This is a genomic window from Sphingobium yanoikuyae (assembly GCF_034424525.1).
Classification (GTDB): Bacteria; Pseudomonadota; Alphaproteobacteria; order Sphingomonadales; family Sphingomonadaceae; genus Sphingobium; species Sphingobium yanoikuyae.
The window spans coordinates 3,844,229-3,864,081 of record NZ_CP139979.1; the positions used below are offsets into that span (position 1 = coordinate 3,844,229).

Below are 19,853 nucleotides of genomic sequence, written 5' to 3' on the forward strand. Positions count from 1 at the left end.
AGTGACGAAGGAACGCAGATGAAGCCCAAACCCTCCTTGCGAAAATCGCCGACGAAGGCCTCTGCCGAAGCCGTGGTGAAGGATATTCGCCGACAGACGCGGCGGCATTTCTCGGCCGAAGACAAGATCCGCATCGTGCTCGACGGATTGCGCGGCGAGGACAGCATCGCCGAACTGTGCCGGCGTGAAGGCATTGCCCAGAGCCTCTACTACACCTGGTCGAAGGAGTTCATGGAAGCCGGCAAGCGCCGTCTTGCCGGTGACACCGCCCGCAGTGCGACAACGGGCGAGGTTCAGGACCTGCGCCGCGAAGCCCGTGCCCTCAAGGAATGCGTGGCCGATCTGACGCTGGAAAACCGTCTGCTCAAAAAAAGCATGATCGCGGATGGGGGCGACGACGAATGAGGTACCCTGCCGCAGAAAAGCTGGAGATCATCAGGATCGTCGAGCAGTCGCACCTGCCCGCCAAGCACACGCTGGATAAGCTCGGCATTCCCCGCCGGACGTTCTACCGCTGGTATGATCGCTTCCTCGAAGGCGGCCCCGAATCGCTGGAGGATCGCCCCTGTGCGCCAGGCCGGGTGTGGAACCGCATTTCCGAGGATGTCCGCGAGCAGATCGTCGAGATGGCGCTTGATGCGACCGAACTCTCCCCCCGCGAACTGGCCGTGCGCTTCACCGACGAGAAGCGCTACTTCGTGTCGGAGGCCACGGTTTACCGCCTGTTGAAGGCGCACGACCTGATCACCAGTCCGGCCTATACCGTGATCAAGGCCGCCGACCAGTTCCACACGAAGACCACCCGGCCGAACGAGATGTGGCAGACAGACTTCACCTACTTCAAGATCATCGGGTGGGGCTGGATGTACCTTTCGACCGTGCTCGACGACTATTCGCGCTACATCATCGCCTGGAAGCTGTGCACCAACATGCGCGCCGAGGACGTCACCGACACGCTCGACCTCGCTCTCAAGGCCTCGGGTTGCGATAGTGCCACGGTGCTGCACAAGCCCCGGCTGTTATCGGACAACGGCCCCGGCTACATCGCGGGCGAACTCGCCGAGTACATCGAGGCCCAGCAGATGAGCCACGTTCGCGGAGCCCCGTTGCATCCGCAAACTCAGGGCAAGATTGAGCGCTGGCACCAGACCTTGAAGAACCGCATCCTGCTGGAGAATTACTTCCTGCCCGGCGACCTCGAGGCCCAGATCGAGGCGTTCGTGGAGCACTACAATCACCAGCGCTACCACGAGAGCCTGAGCAACGTGACCCCGGCAGACGCCTACTTCGGCAGGGCTCCCGCCATCATCAGGCGCCGCGAAACCATCAAGCGAAAGACCATCGAACATCGCCGCTTGCTTCACCGCAAGCTCGCCGCCTAACATCAAGCCCCAGACGAGGCCCGCTCTCCGCTAATCCACGATCCCATCTGTGCCAAATGTTTCGACGACGGACAATCGGGCTTGGGAGCGCCCGCCTCGCATTACCGCTTACTCAGGAAGATCTCGCCGATGCTAGCGGGCTGACTGCTGTGCATGTCAACCGCATGCTTCAACGAATGCGCAAGGAGGGCTTGATCGAAATGGCCAACGGCCAGCTCTTCGTCCCTGATGTTAGGGCTCTGCGTCAAAGTTGCGGCTTCGACCCAAATTATTTCCATCTGAGGCTTTCCGACGATTATCCGTCTGACCGTCCGGAGCATCTGAGCGATGCGACATTGGAATCTTTGGCATAGGCTGACCTCGTGGCGGCGTGCGTAATCAAATCGAAGCGACGATGCCTGCGTCGCCGCTGCTATCGCGCGGTTTGACCATTATTGTCTCGCCCATGAATGATCGGCCCGGTGAGGATGATCGGCGTTATCGGTTCGCAAAAATCCGGCGTGTAGGAATGCTTGAGCTCAAACCCAAGCCGGACTGAATCAGCGCCATTGGCGCTGGGGGCGGCCAAACCTACAATGGCGCCGTTGATCCTCCTTTGGCGGCGATTGCTCTATCGGATGTCTATCATGCATCTGATGACGGACTCCCTAGCCGGACCCATGCATCATGATGGGCGAAGCATGGTGGAATATTCGCCGTCATTTTCTGCAGTCCCTCAATATCGATAAGCCTCACCAGCGCCTTGCGCCGCTCGAGCAATCCGCTGCTATCCAATCGCTTCAGGGTCCGATTGACATGCACAGCAGTCAAACCAAGCAGTTCACCGAGTTGTTGCTGTGTGAGGGGAACCTCAAACCGGTTTTCCTTCGCCAGCCCTGACGATTTCGCCCGATCATACAGGTCAAGGAGAAACGCTACCATCCGCTCGAGCGCGGAGGTCGCGCCCAGCCAGGACAGTTTCTGCATGAGCGCCACTCGCTCCTTCTGCGTGCTAAGGAACAGGCCTGTAGCAAGACGCGGATTGTCCATCAGCAATTTGCCGATGGCGGCATTTGGGATAGGGCAAATAACTGCATCTGTAAGGGCTTCCAGCGTTTCGCCAGCATGGACGAGGGAAAGGCTGGGGAAGCCGAGCATGTCGCCCGGCAGATGCACTTTGACAATTTGTCGACGACCGTCGCGCAGCATCACAGAGGAGCCGACCCACCCCGCCAGAAGGAAGAAGACGCCGGCAACCTGGTCGCCTTCTCGGCGGATGATATGATGCCGCTTTACGGACCGCTTGCTGCTCGTCCACCCTTCTGCGATCCGAGTTTCCGCAGGCGTGAGAGGCACGAATTCTTCAAGGCGATGATAAGGTGGCAGCATGATCTCTCCGAAGGTCCGGAGTGTCCATCCGCCATTCGCTAACCAAGCGCACTTACAAGGATCAGTCAAAAGCCAGCATTTTTCACCGAAAGTTCAATGCGATTGATGCAGTTTATCCGATCCGCTCTGCAGGCTTCAAGCGCACGAATTCATCCGATCACGCATAAGGCCCACAGCCCTGATTTCGATCAATATGCCAGGCATCGTTCCCAATTTGGAAGATGCCAGCTGCTATTTCGAAAGCGGGTACTGAGAAACTCACGATCCAGCATGATCAGGACCTTTCTTGAAATTGGCGCCACCAGGGCATTTCTCCCCGCATATGGCCTTCATCCTGTGTGAAATGGTCCATGATATCGTTCATATGTTCAGCACAGGCGCGCACCAGCACCCAGCTTGGATCGCTCATATTTTGTCTGGCGAGATCCCTTAGGAGGGCAATCTCCTCCGCCATCAGCGTCAGTGCTTCGACATCATCACGCATCTGAAATACCTGGCCTTTCCCGGCTCCTCTCACTGGCTTCAACACGATGCCGCCAGGAAATATCCGCGATCCCAATCTCCTGCTGCGCAGGAAGCGGGATCATTTGCGCCGCCCATCCATTTCTGGGCAAAGGAGAAACGCGGTGATGCAGATGCATTGGCCCAGGACCTTGACGATTGTTCGTCATGGCCAGAGTGCAGGCAATGTCGCACGCGACGCTGCCATGCAGGCTGATATCGAACGCATAAATTTGTCGGATCGCGATGCCGACGTACCTTTGAGCGACCTTGGATGCGATCAGGCTCGCGCGCTCGGTCGCTGGTATTCCACACGGACAATCGGTGCGCGTCCTGATGTACTCCTCGCATCGCCCTATCGGCGCGCTTGCCAGACCGCGGATCTTTTCCGTAGCGCCGGAGGCTGCGAGGACGACATCGAAATTCTTTTTGATGAACGGCTGCGGGAAAAGGAATTCGGGATCCTCGACGGGCTAACCGCTACAGGAATACGTAGCATTGAACCGCAGCAGGCCGAGTTTCGCAGGATCCTGGGGAAATTTTATCATCGTCCGCCAGGTGGCGAGAGCTGGTGTGACGTCATACTACGCTTGCGATCAGTTATGGATACGATCGCGCTGCATCATGCTGACCGGCATGTAATGGTCTTCACCCACCAGGTGGTAGTGCTGTGTCTGCGCTATATCATCGAAGGGATGACCGAGGCCGAGATACTACAGATTGATCGTGAGGCAGACGTCGCCAATTGTGCGATCACCGAATATCAGTTTGATGAGGGCGAAGGCAAACGTGGTGGGCTATCCCTCATTCGTTACAATGTGACTGCCCCGGTCGAACAGGAAGACATGCTTGTCACCCGCGCGCCCGACGCCATCGCGGGCGCTCGCGGATGACTTGCGACGCGCTCGACGAAGCATGGCTTCTACGGCACCCACTGCCGGCCATTGAGCATGGCGCCGATAAGAATGGCCGCGGCCGTGTTCTCGTAGTCGGAGGCGCTGAATTCGTGCCCGGCGCGCTTCGCCTTACTGGCGAAGCCGCCTTGCGCGCCGGCGCAGGAAAGCTCCAACTGGCAACGGTGCAATCCTCCGCACTCTCTCTGGGCGTGTTAGTTCCCGAGGCTGCCATGATTGCCCTGCCTGCCGACAAAAATGGGGAAATCGCGCCAGAGGCCGCAGAAATGCTCGTGACGCGAATGGCAAACTGCGACACTCTTGTTCTGGGACCAGGCATGAGCACCTCAGTAAGCACCCAAGCATTCATCGAAAATATGCTCGCTCGCCTCGACTTTCCTGTTTGTCTCATCCTGGATGCCGCCGCTCTCGTCGCGCTGCGCAAGCTCGATCAGTCTCGATTGCACGGGAAAAATGTCATTCTCACCCCGCATCATGGTGAAATGGCTGCTTTAAGCGGCTTGTCTATAGAAGCGGTTGAAGCGGACCCCGCTTCAGTTGCCATTGAAATGGCTGCTCGCTGGAATGCTGTTATTCTGCTCAAGGGCGGTAGAAGCCACCTGGCATCCCCTGAGGGAGAATGTCTCGCCTACACTGGCGGTTGTGTTGGGCTTGGCACAGGTGGCTCGGGAGATGTACTCGCCGGTCTTGTCGGTGGCCTTGCTGCGCGTGGCGCCTCTCCGCTCACGGCAGCCGCCTGGGGGGTGTGGATTCACGGTCCCGCTGGAACGATCCTGGCGAAGAAGGTTGGACAGATCGGTTTTCTTGCGCGGGAGCTTCTGCCGCTTATTCCTTCGATAATAGATGAACAGGTTGCTACGACGTCCACAAGGTGATGGCATCCGGTTCGGCTATTCTGCTGCTCCCCTGGGGTGATCGCTCGTGAAAGCGTATGCACTGGCATAGGGGTTTTAGCTGAATAATCGCAGCAAAGGAAAAAGTTCTGGACTGCGGCCGATCCGCAGAAGGCTATTCTCCGGTTTGGTTATGGGGCGCCGCAACAGCCTTGGATTCGGGCGACTCTCGCTGCCGCAGGAAGATCGAGAGAAACACAAGGACGGCCGTCGAGAGAAATTCACTCTGCCAATTCTGGAAGGATTCAAACCAGAGTTGTGCGTCGCCAAGATAGGCCAATGTCTCCAGTGGTTTTTCTCCGTGCGCGATGGCCTCTTGCGCCGCGACCTTGGCGCTTTGTGTCCAGTGGATGACGAACGAAGCAATAAAGAGGGCAGCCAGAGTCAAACCGAGCGACTGCGCGTAGAGAGCGCGCCAAATTGGTCCCCATCGCAAGATTCTAGGTGCGCCGGGCTTGCTGGCCTGGAGGTCAAGGTCTGCGTCTCGCGGCGGGACGTCCGGGTCCTTGGACTCCGCCGAACCGCGCTGGATGAGAAAAGCGGTCAACACTACATAGGCTGACATCTGAAGGAACTCGCTCTCCCAATTTTCAAAGACGCTTGAGAGAAATTCGGGGCTGAAGCTGTAGGCGCTGAGTGCTAGCGCCTGCTCACCATGGCGGCGCGCATCCTCAATCTGAACATGCCAGCCGGCGACCCACTGTCCTATGATGCTTATACCAAACAACAACAGCAAGACGAGCGTCAGTCCGTTGTTTCGCAGCATGACCATTTTCCAATCGGACGAGTTGAGGACGCTCAAGCTAACGGCTCTTGCTAACGTCCGTTCCTAAAGCAGGTGACAGGTATTCGCGCCGGAAGCGCCTTACCAAGCCATTTATCGCGGACCCCGGCACCCGCTGCGGCACCAACACTGATCTCCATCAATAAGATTTATCCCGGCGCTATGGGTCTATTGCTGCGGCAGTCGCGTTGAGTAGCGGCGAGACCAAGGATCGCCCTTGCTGCGCCCTCATGCTGGCGCAGCCTATTTTCCTATGTCCAAGGAGCTATACCCATGAGCCATGCGACAGACGATGCCCATGCGACCGCTGCAAAGTCGATCGAGCAGAAAAAGGAGGCCGCAACAGCTATCGAGGGGGCGGGCCATGAAAGCTTTAGCGGCAAGTCCGTCACCATCAACCGCCCTCGCGCCGACCTCTTTGCCTATTGGCGCGACTTCACCCAGCTGCCCAGCTTCATGGATAATGTGGAGCGCGTGGAAATTCTTGCCACTGACCGCTCCCACTGGGTCGTCAAGGCGCCGGCGGGAAAGGTCGTAGAATGGGACGCTATTATCACCGAAGAGATTGACGGTGAACTGATCGCCTGGGCTTCTGTCGAAGGCGCTGACGTCACCAATAGCGGTCGCATCGAATTTCGCGACGCGGGCGAACGCGGCACAATCGTCACGGCCACCATCGCCTATGATCCGCCCGCCGGGTTCATCGGCAAAATCGTCGCCAAGATGTTCCAGCGCGAACCGGCCATTCAGGCACGGCGCGATCTGCGGCGGTTCAAACAGCTCATGGAAACCGGCGAGGTCGCCACTGCCGCCCGTACTGCACAGCAATTTGCCGAGGAGAAGAACTGATGCGCGCGCTCACTTGGCACGGCAAGCATGATGTCCGCGTCGATACCGTCGACGACCCTGAAATCCTCAATCCGCGCGATGCCATCATCAAGATTAGTTCGACCGCAATATGCGGTTCGGACCTGCATCTATACGATGGCTACATCCCGACCATGAAAGCCGGCGACATACTCGGCCATGAGTTCATGGGCGAAGTGGTCGAGACCGGTGCAAAATCGACGTTGAAGAAGGGACAGCGGGTCGTGGTGCCTTTCACCATCGCCTGCGGGAACTGCTACCATTGCGGCAAGCATCAATATTCCGCCTGCGATAACGGCAATCCCGCCGACAATCAGGATATCGGCCAGGAAATGTATGGCCAACCAATGTCCGGACTGTTCGGCTACAGCCATCTGACCGGCGGCTATGCAGGTGGGCAGGCCGAATATGTCCGTGTGCCATTTTCCGACGTCGGGCCGATAGTTGTTCCCGATGGGCTGGAAGATGACCAGGTCCTGTTCCTCTCCGATATTCTCCCAACCGGGTGGCAGGCGGCCGAATATGCCGACATCGAGCCGGGCGACACCGTCGCGGTCTGGGGCTGCGGACCGGTCGGCCTTTTCGCGGTCCAGTCCGCCTTCCTGATGGGCGCGCATCGGGTGATCGCGATCGACCATTTTCCTCATCGCCTTGAGCTAGCGAAGCGCTTCGGTGCGGAAACCATCAACTATGAAGAAACGAAGACATATGAGGCGCTGATGGAGATGACTGGCGGCATCGGTCCCGACGCAGTCATCGACGCCGTTGGCCTCGAAGCGCACGGGTTCTTCCTCGACAATGTGGTCGATCAGATTAAGGCATCGATGTTCCTTGGCACCGACAGAACCCATTCGATCCGACAGGCGATCCATGCCTGCCGCAAGGGTGGACGCGTCTCCATGCCAGCCGTTTATGGCGGCTTTGTCGATAAATTCCCACTGGGCGCCTTCATGGAGAAGGGGCTGACGCTCAAGACCGGCCAGACCAGCGTCCAGCATTACATGCCCGCGCTTCTGAATGCGATCGTCGAAGGGAAGATCGATACGACCTTCCTCATCTCGCACCGCATGGGGCTGGAGGATGCTCCCAAAGGCTACAAAATGTTCCACGATCAGCAGAATGAGGTGACAAAGATCGTGCTGAAGCCCGCCTTTGATCGCGTTGCGGCGTGAGGAGAAAAGACATGGCTAGTAAATTCGCAATCATCTCCGGCGCGTCCAGCGGGATTGGCGCTGAATTGGCAAAACTGGCGGCCGCAGATGGCTATGATCTCCTCGTCGTTGCCGACACGCCGTTTGCCGGTGCCTCGGCTGGACTCGCAAGTTTTGGCGTCGCGGTCGATACGCTCGAGGTCGATCTTTCCACTGTGCAAGGCGTCGATCAGTTGCTTGATCGAGCCGGCGGGCGACAGGTCGATGTGCTCTGCGCAAATGCCGGACATGGCCTGGGACATGCTTTTCTCGACCAACAACTGCCCGATTGGCGCCATGTCATCGACACCAATATCACCGGCACCATCTACCTTCTGCAAAAGGTGCTCGGACAGATGGTCGCGCGCGATGAGGGGAAGGTCTTGGTCACCGGCTCGATCGCCGGTTTCATCCCCGGCAGTTTTAACGCGGTCTACAACGGCACCAAGGCCTTCATCGACAATTTTACCGAAGCCTTGCGCAACGAATTGAAGGAACATGAGGGCGTTACGCTGACGACGCTGATGCCCGGCGTGACCGACACGGAATTTTTCGACCGGGCTGGCCTGGGCGCCGACACTTCGGTGGGTGCCGACGACAACAAAGCCGATCCGGCCAAGGTTGCAAAGGATGGCTGGGACGCGCTCTTGGCGGGAAAGGGCCATATCGTTTCCGGATTCTCGAACAAGCTGCAGGTCGCGGCAGCGGGGATCATTCCTCAATCCATGTTGGCTGAGCAGCATCGCAAGATGGCCGAGCCCGACACTGCGCAATAGGAGGCTAAGATGTCTAAAGATATCCGCAAGGTAGCGCGAGGGCCGCTTGGCGATGCTCGTCCTGACCATGAGGCTGAGGATGATCGGCCCAAGGGGAAGCCGGTCGAAGAGGTCGAGGACAGACCCAATGTCGGAACGGTAAAGCCGGAGGACTATCCCGTCGAGGATCGCGATCGAGCGCGTCCGGACTGAAATCTTTCACAACCATCGCTGAAGGCCCGCAATCGCGCAACCCCTCTTACAACTGATGTCGAACGGATCGATCAACATGGGGTTGCTCTCCTAAGCGATGCAGACTCGGGCCAGGCATCAGGGGCATATTTTGTTGCTCGGCATTTTCGTTCTCGGCCAATGACAAAATTGTTCGTCGAAATCTTAAATTCAGTTTCTTGGTCTTTCCGTGCTCACGCTCCGAGAGCGTGCGGGATACTGCGGGTCGGCTTGAGACGTTCGTCGCAGTTGCCGCCGACATCCTGATGCTGCTTGGCCGCAGTCGTATTAGGCTTGGATCGCCCTGTATGAACGGATTCCTTCCGCACGTGACTGCTTGGCAGATGTTGATGCACGCGCCCGGCGGTGGTTCCTTTGGTCTGGAATTCCGGACGGGACGGTTCGGAGAATGTTAATTCCTTTGAGCGCCTGCTGGGCAAGTGGGCGCAGGGGCCGTTCGAAGTTGAGATCGATCGTTTCAGGCGGAAAGTGCAGAATGATGGGCTCAAAGACGTTGCAGGCGAGATCGAGAGTTTGACGGCTATCTTTGCTGTAAGCTCGTTAATTTCCCCGGCCAACACGATTGGAAGCGCAGCCCTTGATCGCTGGCCTCTCGGGAGGCGACCTCCCATAGCCCGCCAATTGCAAACCAAGAATGCTGCGGCGCCAGTCGGCCCCCCGCGGATGCACCTGCCCAAGCAAGATCCAGCTGAGCAGAGCAGAATGCAATCTTATGATCTGCGGGGAGATGCGTTAGTAAATTTGTAGACGTGTTGATAAAAGATTTGACTTCGAGATCGAACCTAAATTATAGTTTTTCGATACTGGTAGCATAACTTGTATGGATTAGTTGCTGTAGTGAAATGTGATCGGAAGATCGGAAAGGTTTGTCATGACAAATGCTCCGTCCCCGGCACCATTTGTTCTTTCCCCCCTATACAGAAGCATCCAGCGCCATCCAGGAAATGGCGGAAAACGTGAGTTTTCCAATAGCCCATCGTCCCCGGGGGTGTACTGTCAGCCACACCCTGATCATGGTATTTCCATGGTATCCCCGCAACTCGATTACGGACCGGACAGTCGCCTTACGGCCAATCCTGGATATCCGCGAAGGGAAGTTGACGGGCTGCGGTGAGGAGCGAAACATCGGTGGCTGTGCCCCCAGCAAGGGGCTGCCGGAAACGACAGACGAGCCCTATTTTCAACGGTTGATAAAGAACTCGACGGAAACCGAAAGTTCGAGCGGATCGCTTCTGTCCGCTGGTATAGGGGGAAGAGGCTGCGCGCGTTTGAGCGTCTCCAAAGCTGCCCGGTCGAGCAAGACCGATCCCGATGAGCGCGTGATCCTGTTGGACAGGACCATCCCGGCCCGGTTCATATGGAAGGTGACATAGGTCACGCCTTGTTCCCTGCGATTTCTGGCTGTGGCCGGATAGCGACGATATTTTTCCAGATGGGCGAGCAGCGCGGCTTCCCATGTCATGTCCTGCCTGCTGCTCGCTTGCCTTGCGGGCGGTGCCGGCACGGATTTTGGCGCCATGGTCTCTGGAATGGGATCGACGGCCTGCGCAGGTTCCACCGGATCATGGGTTGGCGGGGACAATGGCGCCAGGCGGGGCAGGAGAATGTCCGGCGGAGACGGGAGAAGGCGCTCTTGCGCCTTTTGCTGCCGGCGCTCGACCTGTCTCGGCCCTTCAGGCACTTCCTCCACCGGCTCGGGCGGGGCGGCGAGTGGCTGGAGGGTTACGACCAGCGGCGGACTGGCTGTCGCAATGATGGGCTGCCGCTGCCAACGGAACGCGACGCAGCCCAGCATCAGCGCGAATATCATGGCCGTGCCCGATATTCCGGACAGGCGCGTGTGCCAATGGATCGGCCGGTCACTATAGCGACCATGATGGGCCTGGCGTTTACCGCTTGCAGGTCCGTGCTGTGGAATGGGCGGTGGCAGAGAGGCACTGGACTGCAGGGCGATGCAGCCCGCAGAGCCCTTGCTCGCCCTATCCGCAAGACGCTGCGCCGCGTCGGCACAATCTGCGTGCCTCATTGCCCGGCTTCCGGTTCCCGGCGCCGCGCGATCCATATGATCCAGAAAAGCAGGAAGGCGGCGACCCCAAGCGAGACGAGCCAGTTGGGCCGTACATGCAGCCAGAAGATGGCATAGCCCACAGCCATGCCCAGGCCGGCCATGACCTTTGCATGACGCGGAACCGCCCGGTCGCGCCGCCATGCACGGATCGCTGGTCCAAAGCGCGGATGGTCCAGCAGCCAGGCCTCGAGCCGGGGAGAGGAGCGTGCGAAACAGGGCAGCGCCAGCAGCATGAAGTCGGTGGTCGGCAGCAGCGGCAAGAAGATGCCGACAAAGCCGATGCCGACCAGCAGCAGGCCCAGTATGAGCCAGGCGACGCGGGAGCCACGCCCGCGTCGCAACAGGTCCGGCGTGGGCGGTTCAGCCAATGCGGGCATCGACCAGTGCCTGTACGCGGGCGAAGGCAGCGTTGGCGCCAGTCACGACGTGGGTCTCCTGAACAGCCGACAGGTCCACATCGTTCAGAGCCGCCGTGAACGTTCGCCAATGGGCAGCGGGGCCTTCAGGCGGTGGCGCCAGATGACGGGCGCCATGGGTATCGGACAGGCCGATCTTCGCGGCTTCCTTGCGCAGCAGGGCTGCCCCCATGTTCGATCCTTCCGCGACATAGAGCCAGCCGAGCGCCGTAGCGACATCCGCAGCCTCGCCTGCCGGAAAGGCCGGTGCCTTGTCAGCCTGCGGCAGCGATTGGCCCAGATCCGCCAGATCCGCCGCGATCAGTCCGAGCCTGCACCGCTGGGCAAGGCCGGGCAGCAGTGCCTGGAGGTTCTTATCCTGATACAGCGCCTCGATATCGCGGTGGAAAAGATACTGGACCATGGCGAAGCGGGCATAGGCTTCGACCGTATCGAAGGACGCAGCGGTGATGATCGACGTATCAAGCCTCTGATGGGTGTCGCGCGTACGCTCCTTCAGTCTCTGCGCACGGGAAAGTTCGAGTGTCGGTGCCGTCATGATGGTCTTTCCGTCAGAAATGATAGCTGATGCCGATGCGGATGCTGTGCATATCCGCATCGCTACGATGCTTGCGCCCCTCGACCAGGGTAGAGGTACCGGTGACCTCCCGATATTCGTTGATCGGCGCGGTATAGGCGGGGAATTCGAAGACGGTGCCGTCGTCCCAGACAATGGTCTGGGCCGGAACCTCCTGCCAGCCGACCGTCTCATAATAGCCATAGTCCAGCGCCGCGCCGGATCGGGCATTGGCAAAGGAGAATTGCTTCTTCTGGAAACGGGCATAGGAATATTCGGCGCGCAGCGACCAGCGCTTGCCGATGTCGCGCTCCATGCCCGCCCCCAGGACCAGCCCGGAGCGGGTCTTGCGATCCTTTTCGAAGAAATAATGCTCCAGTTCGCCGCCAATGCCCTTTTCGTCGTTGTTGGTGGTCGGCCCGGAACGATATTGGTTGCGGGTTTGGGTCTCGCGCAGCCAGCCGATGCCACCGGTGCCGTAGAGCAGCGTCTGTCCCAGCGAATAGCCAAGCCGCCCGCGCAGGGTGATCAGGCGATCCCATTGGTAACGGGTGTCGGATTCCAGGGTGCCCTTGGCGCGCAGGGATGCGACATTATAGCCGTCATTGTCGGTCTGCTGCACCAGCACGCCGGACCAGTTGCCAAGGTCGCCCGCCGAAATATCGGCCTCCACGCCCAGCACGACGCGGCTGGGCAACTGATAATTGTAACCTGCATGGAGGCCACCCAGGAAATTGCGCATATTTTCCTTGTAGCGGCTGCCATTTTCCAGATCGGCGGGATTGCCCGCACCGTCCGTGACTGTGCCGCTGGTCCGGCCAAAGCCATAGCCGATCTGCCCACCGACATAGGGGCCGGTCCAGTCCGTCGGGTCGGCATTGCCGCTCCGACCGAACCAGTTGGCCGGCCACAGCCCGTTCTTCGATCCGATCGTGCTGGTCATGCCGATGCGGAAGGTCCGTCCCGGTGCCGGGACGTAGCCCAGGCTCATCGGTTCATTATAATAGCGATCGGTAAGGTTATCGATGCTCCAGTTGATGAGCAGCGCATCGATCAGCTTGAAGCTGCCGGTCATGTCCAGCAGGGTATAGGGATGCCAGGCGATCTGGCTGATCAGCGGCATATAGCCGCTCGACGGCTTTTCCGCCCCGATCGGGCGCTTGCCCATATAGGTCAGGCGTGCGCCCAGCATCGCCCGGTCATCCAGGAAGCGCTGATTGACGGACAGGTTCGCTGCCCATCGCGGTGGAATATAGTTGGTGGCAAAGTCGGAGGCGAGCGAACTGGCAATACAGGCTTCGCCCGGACGACAGAAGCGGATGCGGTCATAATAGGTCGCGCCTGCCTCCATGCTGAAGCCGCCATTTTCGTAGCTGAGGGTGGCTTCCAGCCCCCGGAACAGCGCGCGATCGATATTGTACACCTGCATCGATCCGCGCTGGAGGATGTAGCGGCGCGCGATATAGCCGTCGACGTCATTGTCGAACCAGGCGAGCTTCAGTCCCAACTCATCCTTGTCGGTGATCAGGCCGGTGCGGGTATAATTGGCGCCAATCTCCCAGTTGCGGGTCTCTTCCTTGTGCAGGTCGGGATTGGCGATGTAGAAGAAGCCGCTGGTCGCTTCCATCAGCGAAGGCAGACGCGCCGCCCGCTTGTAGTTGGCGAAGAGTTGCAGGCCGTCGACCGGCATCAGGGTCGCCCCTAATGAGAAGTTGAACGCATCCTCGCCGCGCTTGAGAAGCTCGGAATAATAGACCGTGCCGGACTGGCGGTCCTTCAGCGAATATTCCTGATAGCGCGCGCCTGCATTGAAACGCAGCCACTCGGCCGGTTCCAGCGCCATGTCGGTGAACAGGCTGTACTCGCTGCGCGATCCTTCCCGGCCGGGGGGTGTCCATCCGTTCATCTGCCAAGTGCCGATCGGCCCCGCCTTTTCATGCAGGAATGACGCCCCATAGTCGGCAGAAAACAGACCGATCGGCGTCAATATCCGGCTGCTGTTGGTGAGATCTGTTCCCCAACTGTCGACATAACGGCGTGCCGGATCGCTGTTGACGAGCGAAGGGGCATTTTCCCTGAGCTTGGATATCCAGCCGTTGAGCTTCAGGTCGATCAGGTCGCCTTCCGGGTTCCTGCGATAGCGTGCCGTGAAGCGATCGAGACTGGTCTTCGACAAGATCTGGTTCTGATAGACAGCCCCCGTCGCACTGCCGAGCGCTCCGGGATAATTTTCGCCAAAGATGCTCCAATAGCCACCATAGCCCAGTTCCAGCACATGATCGTCGGCAGGGCGGATCGCGGCCTTGACCAGCACGGATTCCGTATCGTTCGATGTATTGTAGACTTCCTCTCCGCCGGCAAAGGGCGTCGAGCCATGGATGTCGTAGAAGGCGACGGCGCGGTCGCACAATTCCTGCATCTGCCTTTCCGGGCTACCCGCCGCACAGAAAGGCGAGGGCGTCCCGGTCTCGCGCGGCGCATATTTGCCTTGGCGGCCGGCGAAATAATTGCCGGTTCGACGCACGGAATAGCCCGCGAGAATGTCGAACAATTCGCCCTTGCGGGCAAAGACGAAGCTGGCCGCCCCGCCTGCGGGGCTGAGGAAACCAGGCCGATCCCGTTCGCGGGTCGCGGCCATGGTGTCGCCATAGAAATGGTTGGGCTGGATGATCGATCGGATCATGTTCGATCCGGGCTCGACATTATTATTGGAAAGCGAGGCTTTTATGCGGATGGCCATGGTGTCGCCGGCCGGGACGATGTCATCCACGCTCAGGGTCGTCATGGACACCGATCCGCCAATGCCCCCGGCAATGGCATTGCCATTGGACGGCCCTTTCACGATCGCGACATGGCTGATGAAATCAGGATCGACGAAGCTGCGATTGCTGGTGCCCTGATAGCCGCGATAGACGGTCGTGCCGTTGATCGCACCATCCACCGTGACGGGCACACGGCCCTGCCCCTGGAGCCCGCGGATATTGACATCCAGTCCCCCGCTAGTCCGAGCCTCGCCGGAAATGACGCCAGGGGTGCCGCGCAGCATGTCTGCCGGCGCCGTGGCCGGATAAGCCTCCAGCGTCTCGCGGCTTATCACATTGACGGAGCCGGGCGTGCGAAAGACGCTTTCCTTGGTGCCGTCCCACCCCGCCACGCGCCCATTGTCACCGGCGAGGCCGCTGCCGGCACTGTCCTGCATGCCCTGCACCCGCAACGTGCCAAGCTGAACCGTTCCCTCGCTGACCTGCGGCGCGCGTTCCAGCATGACCGACCCGGATGTGAGGTAACGGAAGGACAGGCCCGTGCCGGAGAGAAGCCGCGACAAAGCCTCATTTGCGTTCATGTTGCCCGTAACGGCATGGGATATCCTGCCTTCGACATCTGCGGCCTCGAAGCCGATCTGCACACCGCCCTGCCGCATCAACTGGCGCAACGCATCGCGCAGCGACTGCGCCGGTATGTCGAAACTCCGTGTAGAGGAGGCGGTTCTGCTGGCAGGCGCCTGTGCCAATGCCGGCATGGTCGCCGCAATGCCAAGCGCCGAACCGGCCAGCAGGGTATGGCGCGAAATCGCCAGCAGACGCTGGCGTGCTGAAACGGATGAACGCATGAATGCAAAGCCCCTAAATCTTCTTCGGCGCTGCCCCGCGCAACCGCCTGTCAGGCAATTTGCAAATGCAAATCAATTGCCTTCGTAGGTAAGACTGGCGGCGCGAGGCCTTTCCCAAGGCCTTGCGAAAAATATCAGGATTTTGTTGCGGGGCGGATGATCATATGGCCGCCGGGCAAGCGGATCACCCGCAATTGCCGCATGCGCACGAGCGTCTGCAGCGCTTCTTCGGGACGCTCGATCAGGAACATGCCGCTGATGGGGGCTTCCTTGCTGAAATCACCCACTGCCCAGACGGATGCACTGCGGTAACGGGCCAGTTCGGCAATCGCGGCCCTGACCGGCTGGCGGTCCAACAATATTTCGCCGCGACGCCATGGCGCCAGTTGGGAGGTCGGAACAGCCGGCAAGGCGCTGAGCTCGGACGCGCTATAACGCATTCGTTCGCCAGCATGCAGAGGCGGCCCCTGCATGCCGTCAGGGCTTCGAACCTGAACCGTCCCCTGCGTTACGCCAATCTCGACGGAGCCTTCCTTCCGGTCGACCTCGAAGCTGGTGCCGATATCGCGGGTCATGCCTCTTTCGGCCTCAACCAGAAATGGCCGCCCCTCATGGCGGACATCGAACCAGGCGCGACCCGCCAGCAGATGGACGATGCGTTGCTTGTCATCGAAGTCGAGGGATAGCGCAGCGCCGCTATCCAACATGGCGGTGGTTCCGTCCGGCAGGGCAATGCTGCGCACTTCGCCTATGGCGCTGCGATGATCGGATCGCAGGTCGAGCATGAGCGAGGGGAGCGCCATGAAAAATGCCAGACTGGCCGCCATGGCTGCAGGCACGAACCATGCCAGGCGACGACGAAGTGGCAAGGTGTCGGCACCATTCGGGCGATCATGCGATGCAGTCGGACGATCGAATGCCGCACGCAAATCCTGCCACAAGGCGCGCTCGCGGGCGAAGGCTAGGGCATGCCGCTGATCGGATGCCAGCCATGCTTCCAAGATGCTCAGCTGGGCTTCATCCACATCCCCTCCGGCCAGCCGCGCGACCCAATGCTGGGCCTGTTCGCGCAGGATCGCGTCCGGCGCAGCAGGATCGGAAGGACTGCCCGGCGGCTTGGATGTCTCACTCATTTGTGCATGCCCGCCTTCGTGCCGGAAACGCACTGCGCGTCCCGCCTGAGGGTAAGACCGATCTCGCCCGTGTTTTCCCAAAGGGCGCGCAAAAATAATCTCACTGGCCGTCCCAATCCCCATCCCGGATGCGCCCGAGCTGGGCAAGCGCGTGCCGCAGATGATTCTCCACGGTCGTTGACGAAACGCCGACCGATTCTGCCACTTCGCGCTGTGTCTTTCCTTCAATGCGCGTCATGCGCAGGATCGTGCGCGTGGGCTCCGGCAGTGCAGCGATGGAGGCCCCGATACGCTCCAGCATGTCACGAGATTCGATGATCCGTTCCGGCCCCAGTTCGAAATCGACGCCCCACAATAATGCTTGCGACCGTTCGGCAACGGAGGCTTGCCGCTGATCATCATGCACATGGTCGACCGCCACATTATGGGCGAGGCGGTGGAGGTAAGCGCGCTTGTTTTCGATGGGGGGATCATCGCGGACATTCTGGATCTTGATCCAGACCTTCTGCGCGACGTCGTGCGCAGCGTCATTCCCAACCAGGCGTCGCAATCGCTGCAACAGGGATTTGTGCTCAGCAAGCAGCAGGCGGGTCAAGGATGTGGCGTTGCTGGACACGCGCCGCACCTAGCGCAAGTTGAGAATTGCTCGCAATAGTGCGTGCGAAATTTTAGCGATAGCTGGCTGCCATCTCCCGGCTCGAGCCTTGCATGGCCTCGACAGTTCGAGATCGCGCGCGCAGGCGTCATGCCGAGCGCGCGCAATATCCTCCGGCAGCCTGTCAGGCTGCAATTTCCTTCCGGACGATTTGTGCGCCAGCGCCCAGCGCGTTCAGCTTGCCCTGTGCCACGCGACGGGACAGGGGCGCCATGCCGCAGTTGGTCGAGGGATAGAGCTTGTCGGCATCCACGAACTGGAGCGCCCTGCGCAACGTATCAGCCACTTCCTCCGGCGTCTCGATCGTATCGCTGGCGACGTCGATAGCGCCGACCATCACCTTCTTGCCCCGGATCAGTTCGATCAGGTCCATCGGCGCATGGGAATGGTGGCATTCCAGCGAGATGATGTCGATCTTCGACTTCTGCAGATTGGGGAAGGTCTGCTCATATTGCCGCCATTCGGAACCCAGCGTCTTCTTCCAGTCGGTATTGGCCTTGATGCCATAGCCATAGCAGATGTGGACGGCGGTTTCGCACTTCAGCCCTTCGGCTGCCTTCTCCAGCGTGGCGATGCCCCAGTCATTGGCTTCGTCGAAGAAGACGTTGAAGGCCGGTTCATCGAACTGGATGATGTCGACGCCTGCGGCCTCCAGTTCGCGTGCTTCCTCGTTGAGCAGCTTGGCGAATTCCCAGGCCAGCTTTTCGCGGCTCTTATAATGGGCGTCATAGAGGGTATCGATCATCGTCATCGGGCCGGGCAGCGTCCATTTGATCGGCTGATCGGTCTGGGCACGCAGATATCGGGCATCCTCCACGAAGACCGGCTTGGGGCGTGCGACAGCGCCGACGACCGTTGGCACGCTGGCATCGTATCGATTGCGGATGCGCACGGTTTCGCGCTTCTCGAAATCGACGCCGCTCAGATGCTCGATGAAGGTGGTGACGAAATGCTGGCGGGTCTGTTCGCCGTCGCCCACGATCGTGATGCCGGCCTGGCGCTGATCGTCCACGGCCAGGCGCAGGGCGTCCTGCTTGCCGGCAACCAGTTCCTCGCCCTCCAGCTTCCAGGGCGACCAGAGCTTTTCCGGCTCCGCAAGCCAGGAAGGCTTGGGCAGGCTGCCGGCGGTCGAGGTGGGCAATAATATCGTCATGTCAGGGGGCCTTGTATTTTAGCGGATCAAAGGGCGAAATCGGCGGACCATTGGTCCAGAAGGGCGCGGTAGGGTTTGATGAAGCGCTCTTGGGCGAACTGGCCCTGCTCGACCGCCAGACGGCTGCGTTCTTCGCGATCGTAGACGATACGGGTCAGCGAAAAGTCCTGATATTGCAGGCTCGGCCGATATTGCTCGGCCGCCGCGCTATTGGCGTTGTAGATTTCGGGACGATAGATTTTCTGGAACGTCTCCATCGTGCTGATGGTGCTGATGAGTTCCAGATTGCTGTAATCGCCCAGCAGGTCGCCGATATGATAGAAGGCATAGGGCGCGACGCTGTTGGGCGGCATGAAATAGCGCACCTTCATGCCCATCTTGGCGAAATATTCGTCGGTCGAGGAATATTCGTCATTCTGATATTCGATGCCCAGAACGGGGTGCGCATTGCCCGTGCGATGATAGGTTTTGCTGCTCGACACGCTCAGGCAGATGACCGGCTGCTTGCTGAAATTATCCCGGTAGGCGCTTGAATTCAGGAAGTGCCTGAACAGCTTGCCATGAAGGTCGCCGAAACCGTCCGGCGTTGAATGCGGATGATCTTTCAGATGCTCCAGCAGGACCACGCTGAAATCATAGTCGCGCACATAGGAGGAGAAATTATTGCCGACGATCCCGTCGATGCGTTCATTGGTCTTTTTGTCGACGATCGTCGTCTGCAATATCTCGATCAGCGGGAAAGCATCATTCTTGCCGCCCGATGCGATATTCATCTCGGCCGATATGATCTTGAGTTCCAGCGCATAGCGATCGCCATTGGGATTGTCCCAATGGGCGAGGGAATTGAAGCGGTTGTCGATCATCCGCAGCGTGTTGCGCAGATTGTCCTGACGGCTCTCGCCCCGCGCCAGATTGGCGAAGTTGGTGGTGATGCGCGTATTGTCGGCGGGGCGATAATCCTCGTCGAATGCGACGCTCTTTATCGAGAATGTGAATAGGTCATTGGTCATGATGGCTTGCCCTGATCGCTGGATTGGACCGTCAATGCCCTGCGCCGCCGATCTCCGACGGCCGCAGGTCTCCGTTCGGGCCGGCCTGCTGGCCGGTCCGTCATGATTGGTTCGGGAAGAGATGTCGTTTGTTGGCGCGCGCCGCGTCAGCCGGGGATCAACCCGGTCGGCACGGTACGCCGACGCATTCGTCGGTTCGGGAGGAAGCGGAACAGGAGTGAGAACATCGGCCGGTCACCTGCATTGGCGGGCGGAGGGGCCGAAGGAAGAGCGCGCAAGACATGGGCAGGCAAAGTGGCGCCAGGCCACAAGCTCTGCTTCAAGCGCGATCCACCGGAGGAACCCC

Annotated in this window: 19 protein-coding genes; 8 read left to right on the forward strand and 11 right to left on the reverse strand. The window is 59.6% G+C overall.

Annotated elements, in window-relative coordinates; genetic code table 11:
• Positions 1–18: 18 nt before the first annotated feature.
• Positions 19–1,382 (forward strand): IS3 family transposase gene (locus U0025_RS17765; protein ID WP_139278864.1). Its coding sequence is split into 2 segments (ribosomal slippage): positions 19–366 and positions 369–1,382, totalling 1,362 coding nucleotides; the frame shifts between segments, so codons are not numbered across the junction.
• Positions 1,383–1,438: 56 nt separating this feature from the next.
• Complete coding sequence (locus U0025_RS17770; protein ID WP_323156736.1) at positions 1,439–1,735, forward strand: Crp/Fnr family transcriptional regulator; 297 nt, start codon at positions 1,439–1,441, stop codon at positions 1,733–1,735.
• A gap of 271 nt (positions 1,736–2,006) precedes the next feature.
• On the opposite strand, the gene U0025_RS17775 is transcribed toward U0025_RS17770, so the two are convergent.
• Together U0025_RS17775 and U0025_RS17780 are read right to left on the reverse strand one after the other, a co-directional pair.
• Positions 2,007–2,750: a Crp/Fnr family transcriptional regulator gene (locus U0025_RS17775; protein WP_004208806.1), complete on the reverse strand. Its 744-nt coding sequence runs from the start codon at positions 2,748–2,750 to the stop codon at positions 2,007–2,009.
• A 274-nt stretch (positions 2,751–3,024) separates the two neighbouring features.
• Positions 3,025–3,234 carry a hypothetical protein gene (locus U0025_RS17780; protein WP_004208807.1) on the reverse strand — a complete coding sequence of 70 codons (210 nt, stop codon included), beginning with the start codon at positions 3,232–3,234 and terminating at the stop codon, positions 3,025–3,027.
• 145 nt (positions 3,235–3,379) lie between these two features.
• On the opposite strand from U0025_RS17780, the gene U0025_RS17785 reads away from it, so the two are divergent.
• A complete protein-coding gene (locus U0025_RS17785) occupies positions 3,380–4,144 on the forward strand; it encodes a histidine phosphatase family protein (protein ID WP_004208808.1) in 765 nt (254 codons plus the stop codon).
• A complete protein-coding gene (locus U0025_RS17790; RefSeq protein ID WP_004208809.1) occupies positions 4,141–5,040 on the forward strand; it encodes an NAD(P)H-hydrate dehydratase in 900 nt (299 codons plus the stop codon). The genes U0025_RS17785 and U0025_RS17790 overlap by 4 nt, the downstream gene beginning before the upstream one ends.
• A gap of 133 nt (positions 5,041–5,173) precedes the next feature.
• On the opposite strand, the gene U0025_RS17795 is transcribed toward U0025_RS17790, so the two are convergent.
• Complete coding sequence (locus tag U0025_RS17795) at positions 5,174–5,860, reverse strand: DUF6766 family protein (RefSeq protein ID WP_201038998.1); 687 nt, start codon at positions 5,858–5,860, stop codon at positions 5,174–5,176.
• 255 nt (positions 5,861–6,115) lie between these two features.
• Between U0025_RS17795 and U0025_RS17800 the strand changes: the two genes are divergently transcribed.
• The 4 genes from U0025_RS17800 to U0025_RS17815 are packed head-to-tail and all read left to right on the forward strand — an operon-like array spanning position 6,116 to position 8,867.
• Complete coding sequence (locus U0025_RS17800) at positions 6,116–6,691, forward strand: SRPBCC family protein (RefSeq protein WP_004208811.1); 576 nt, start codon at positions 6,116–6,118, stop codon at positions 6,689–6,691.
• Entirely contained in the window at positions 6,691–7,881 is a 1,191-nt protein-coding gene (locus U0025_RS17805) for a zinc-dependent alcohol dehydrogenase (protein ID WP_004208812.1), read from the forward strand. Before U0025_RS17800 ends, U0025_RS17805 begins: the two co-directional genes overlap by 1 nt.
• An 11-nt stretch (positions 7,882–7,892) precedes the next feature.
• On the forward strand, positions 7,893–8,675 hold the full coding sequence (locus tag U0025_RS17810) for an SDR family NAD(P)-dependent oxidoreductase (protein ID WP_004208813.1): 783 nt from the start codon (positions 7,893–7,895) through the stop codon (positions 8,673–8,675).
• Between the two features lie 9 nt (positions 8,676–8,684).
• Positions 8,685–8,867 (forward strand): hypothetical protein, encoded by a 183-nt coding sequence (locus U0025_RS17815; RefSeq protein ID WP_004208814.1) that lies wholly within the window; start codon positions 8,685–8,687, stop codon positions 8,865–8,867.
• A gap of 1,219 nt (positions 8,868–10,086) precedes the next feature.
• Here the strand turns inward: U0025_RS17815 and U0025_RS17820 are convergent.
• The 8 genes from U0025_RS17820 to U0025_RS17855 form a co-directional block, all read right to left on the reverse strand.
• The gene (locus U0025_RS17820; RefSeq protein ID WP_051156885.1) at positions 10,087–10,716 is read right to left on the reverse strand and encodes an energy transducer TonB family protein; all 630 of its coding nucleotides are present in this window, start codon (positions 10,714–10,716) and stop codon (positions 10,087–10,089) included.
• 212 nt (positions 10,717–10,928) lie between these two features.
• On the reverse strand, positions 10,929–11,351 hold the full coding sequence (locus U0025_RS17825; RefSeq protein ID WP_004208816.1) for a YbaN family protein: 423 nt from the start codon (positions 11,349–11,351) through the stop codon (positions 10,929–10,931).
• Positions 11,335–11,928, reverse strand: a complete 594-nt coding sequence (locus tag U0025_RS17830; RefSeq protein ID WP_004208817.1) for a biliverdin-producing heme oxygenase — start codon at positions 11,926–11,928, stop codon at positions 11,335–11,337. The genes U0025_RS17825 and U0025_RS17830 overlap by 17 nt, the downstream gene beginning before the upstream one ends.
• Positions 11,929–11,941: 13 nt before the next feature.
• Positions 11,942–15,556 carry a TonB-dependent receptor domain-containing protein gene (locus U0025_RS17835; protein ID WP_004208819.1) on the reverse strand — a complete coding sequence of 1,205 codons (3,615 nt, stop codon included), beginning with the start codon at positions 15,554–15,556 and terminating at the stop codon, positions 11,942–11,944.
• Positions 15,557–15,690: 134 nt separating this feature from the next.
• The gene (locus U0025_RS17840) at positions 15,691–16,812 is read right to left on the reverse strand and encodes a FecR family protein (protein WP_080604473.1); all 1,122 of its coding nucleotides are present in this window, start codon (positions 16,810–16,812) and stop codon (positions 15,691–15,693) included.
• Entirely contained in the window at positions 16,790–17,305 is a 516-nt protein-coding gene (locus U0025_RS17845; RefSeq protein ID WP_004208821.1) for an RNA polymerase sigma factor, read from the reverse strand. Before U0025_RS17845 ends, U0025_RS17840 begins: the two co-directional genes overlap by 23 nt.
• 163 nt (positions 17,306–17,468) lie before the next feature.
• On the reverse strand, positions 17,469–18,497 hold the full coding sequence (locus U0025_RS17850) for a methionine synthase (protein WP_004208823.1): 1,029 nt from the start codon (positions 18,495–18,497) through the stop codon (positions 17,469–17,471).
• Between the two features lie 26 nt (positions 18,498–18,523).
• Positions 18,524–19,507 (reverse strand): DUF1852 domain-containing protein, encoded by a 984-nt coding sequence (locus U0025_RS17855; protein ID WP_004208824.1) that lies wholly within the window; start codon positions 19,505–19,507, stop codon positions 18,524–18,526.
• Positions 19,508–19,853: the final 346 nt, after the last annotated feature.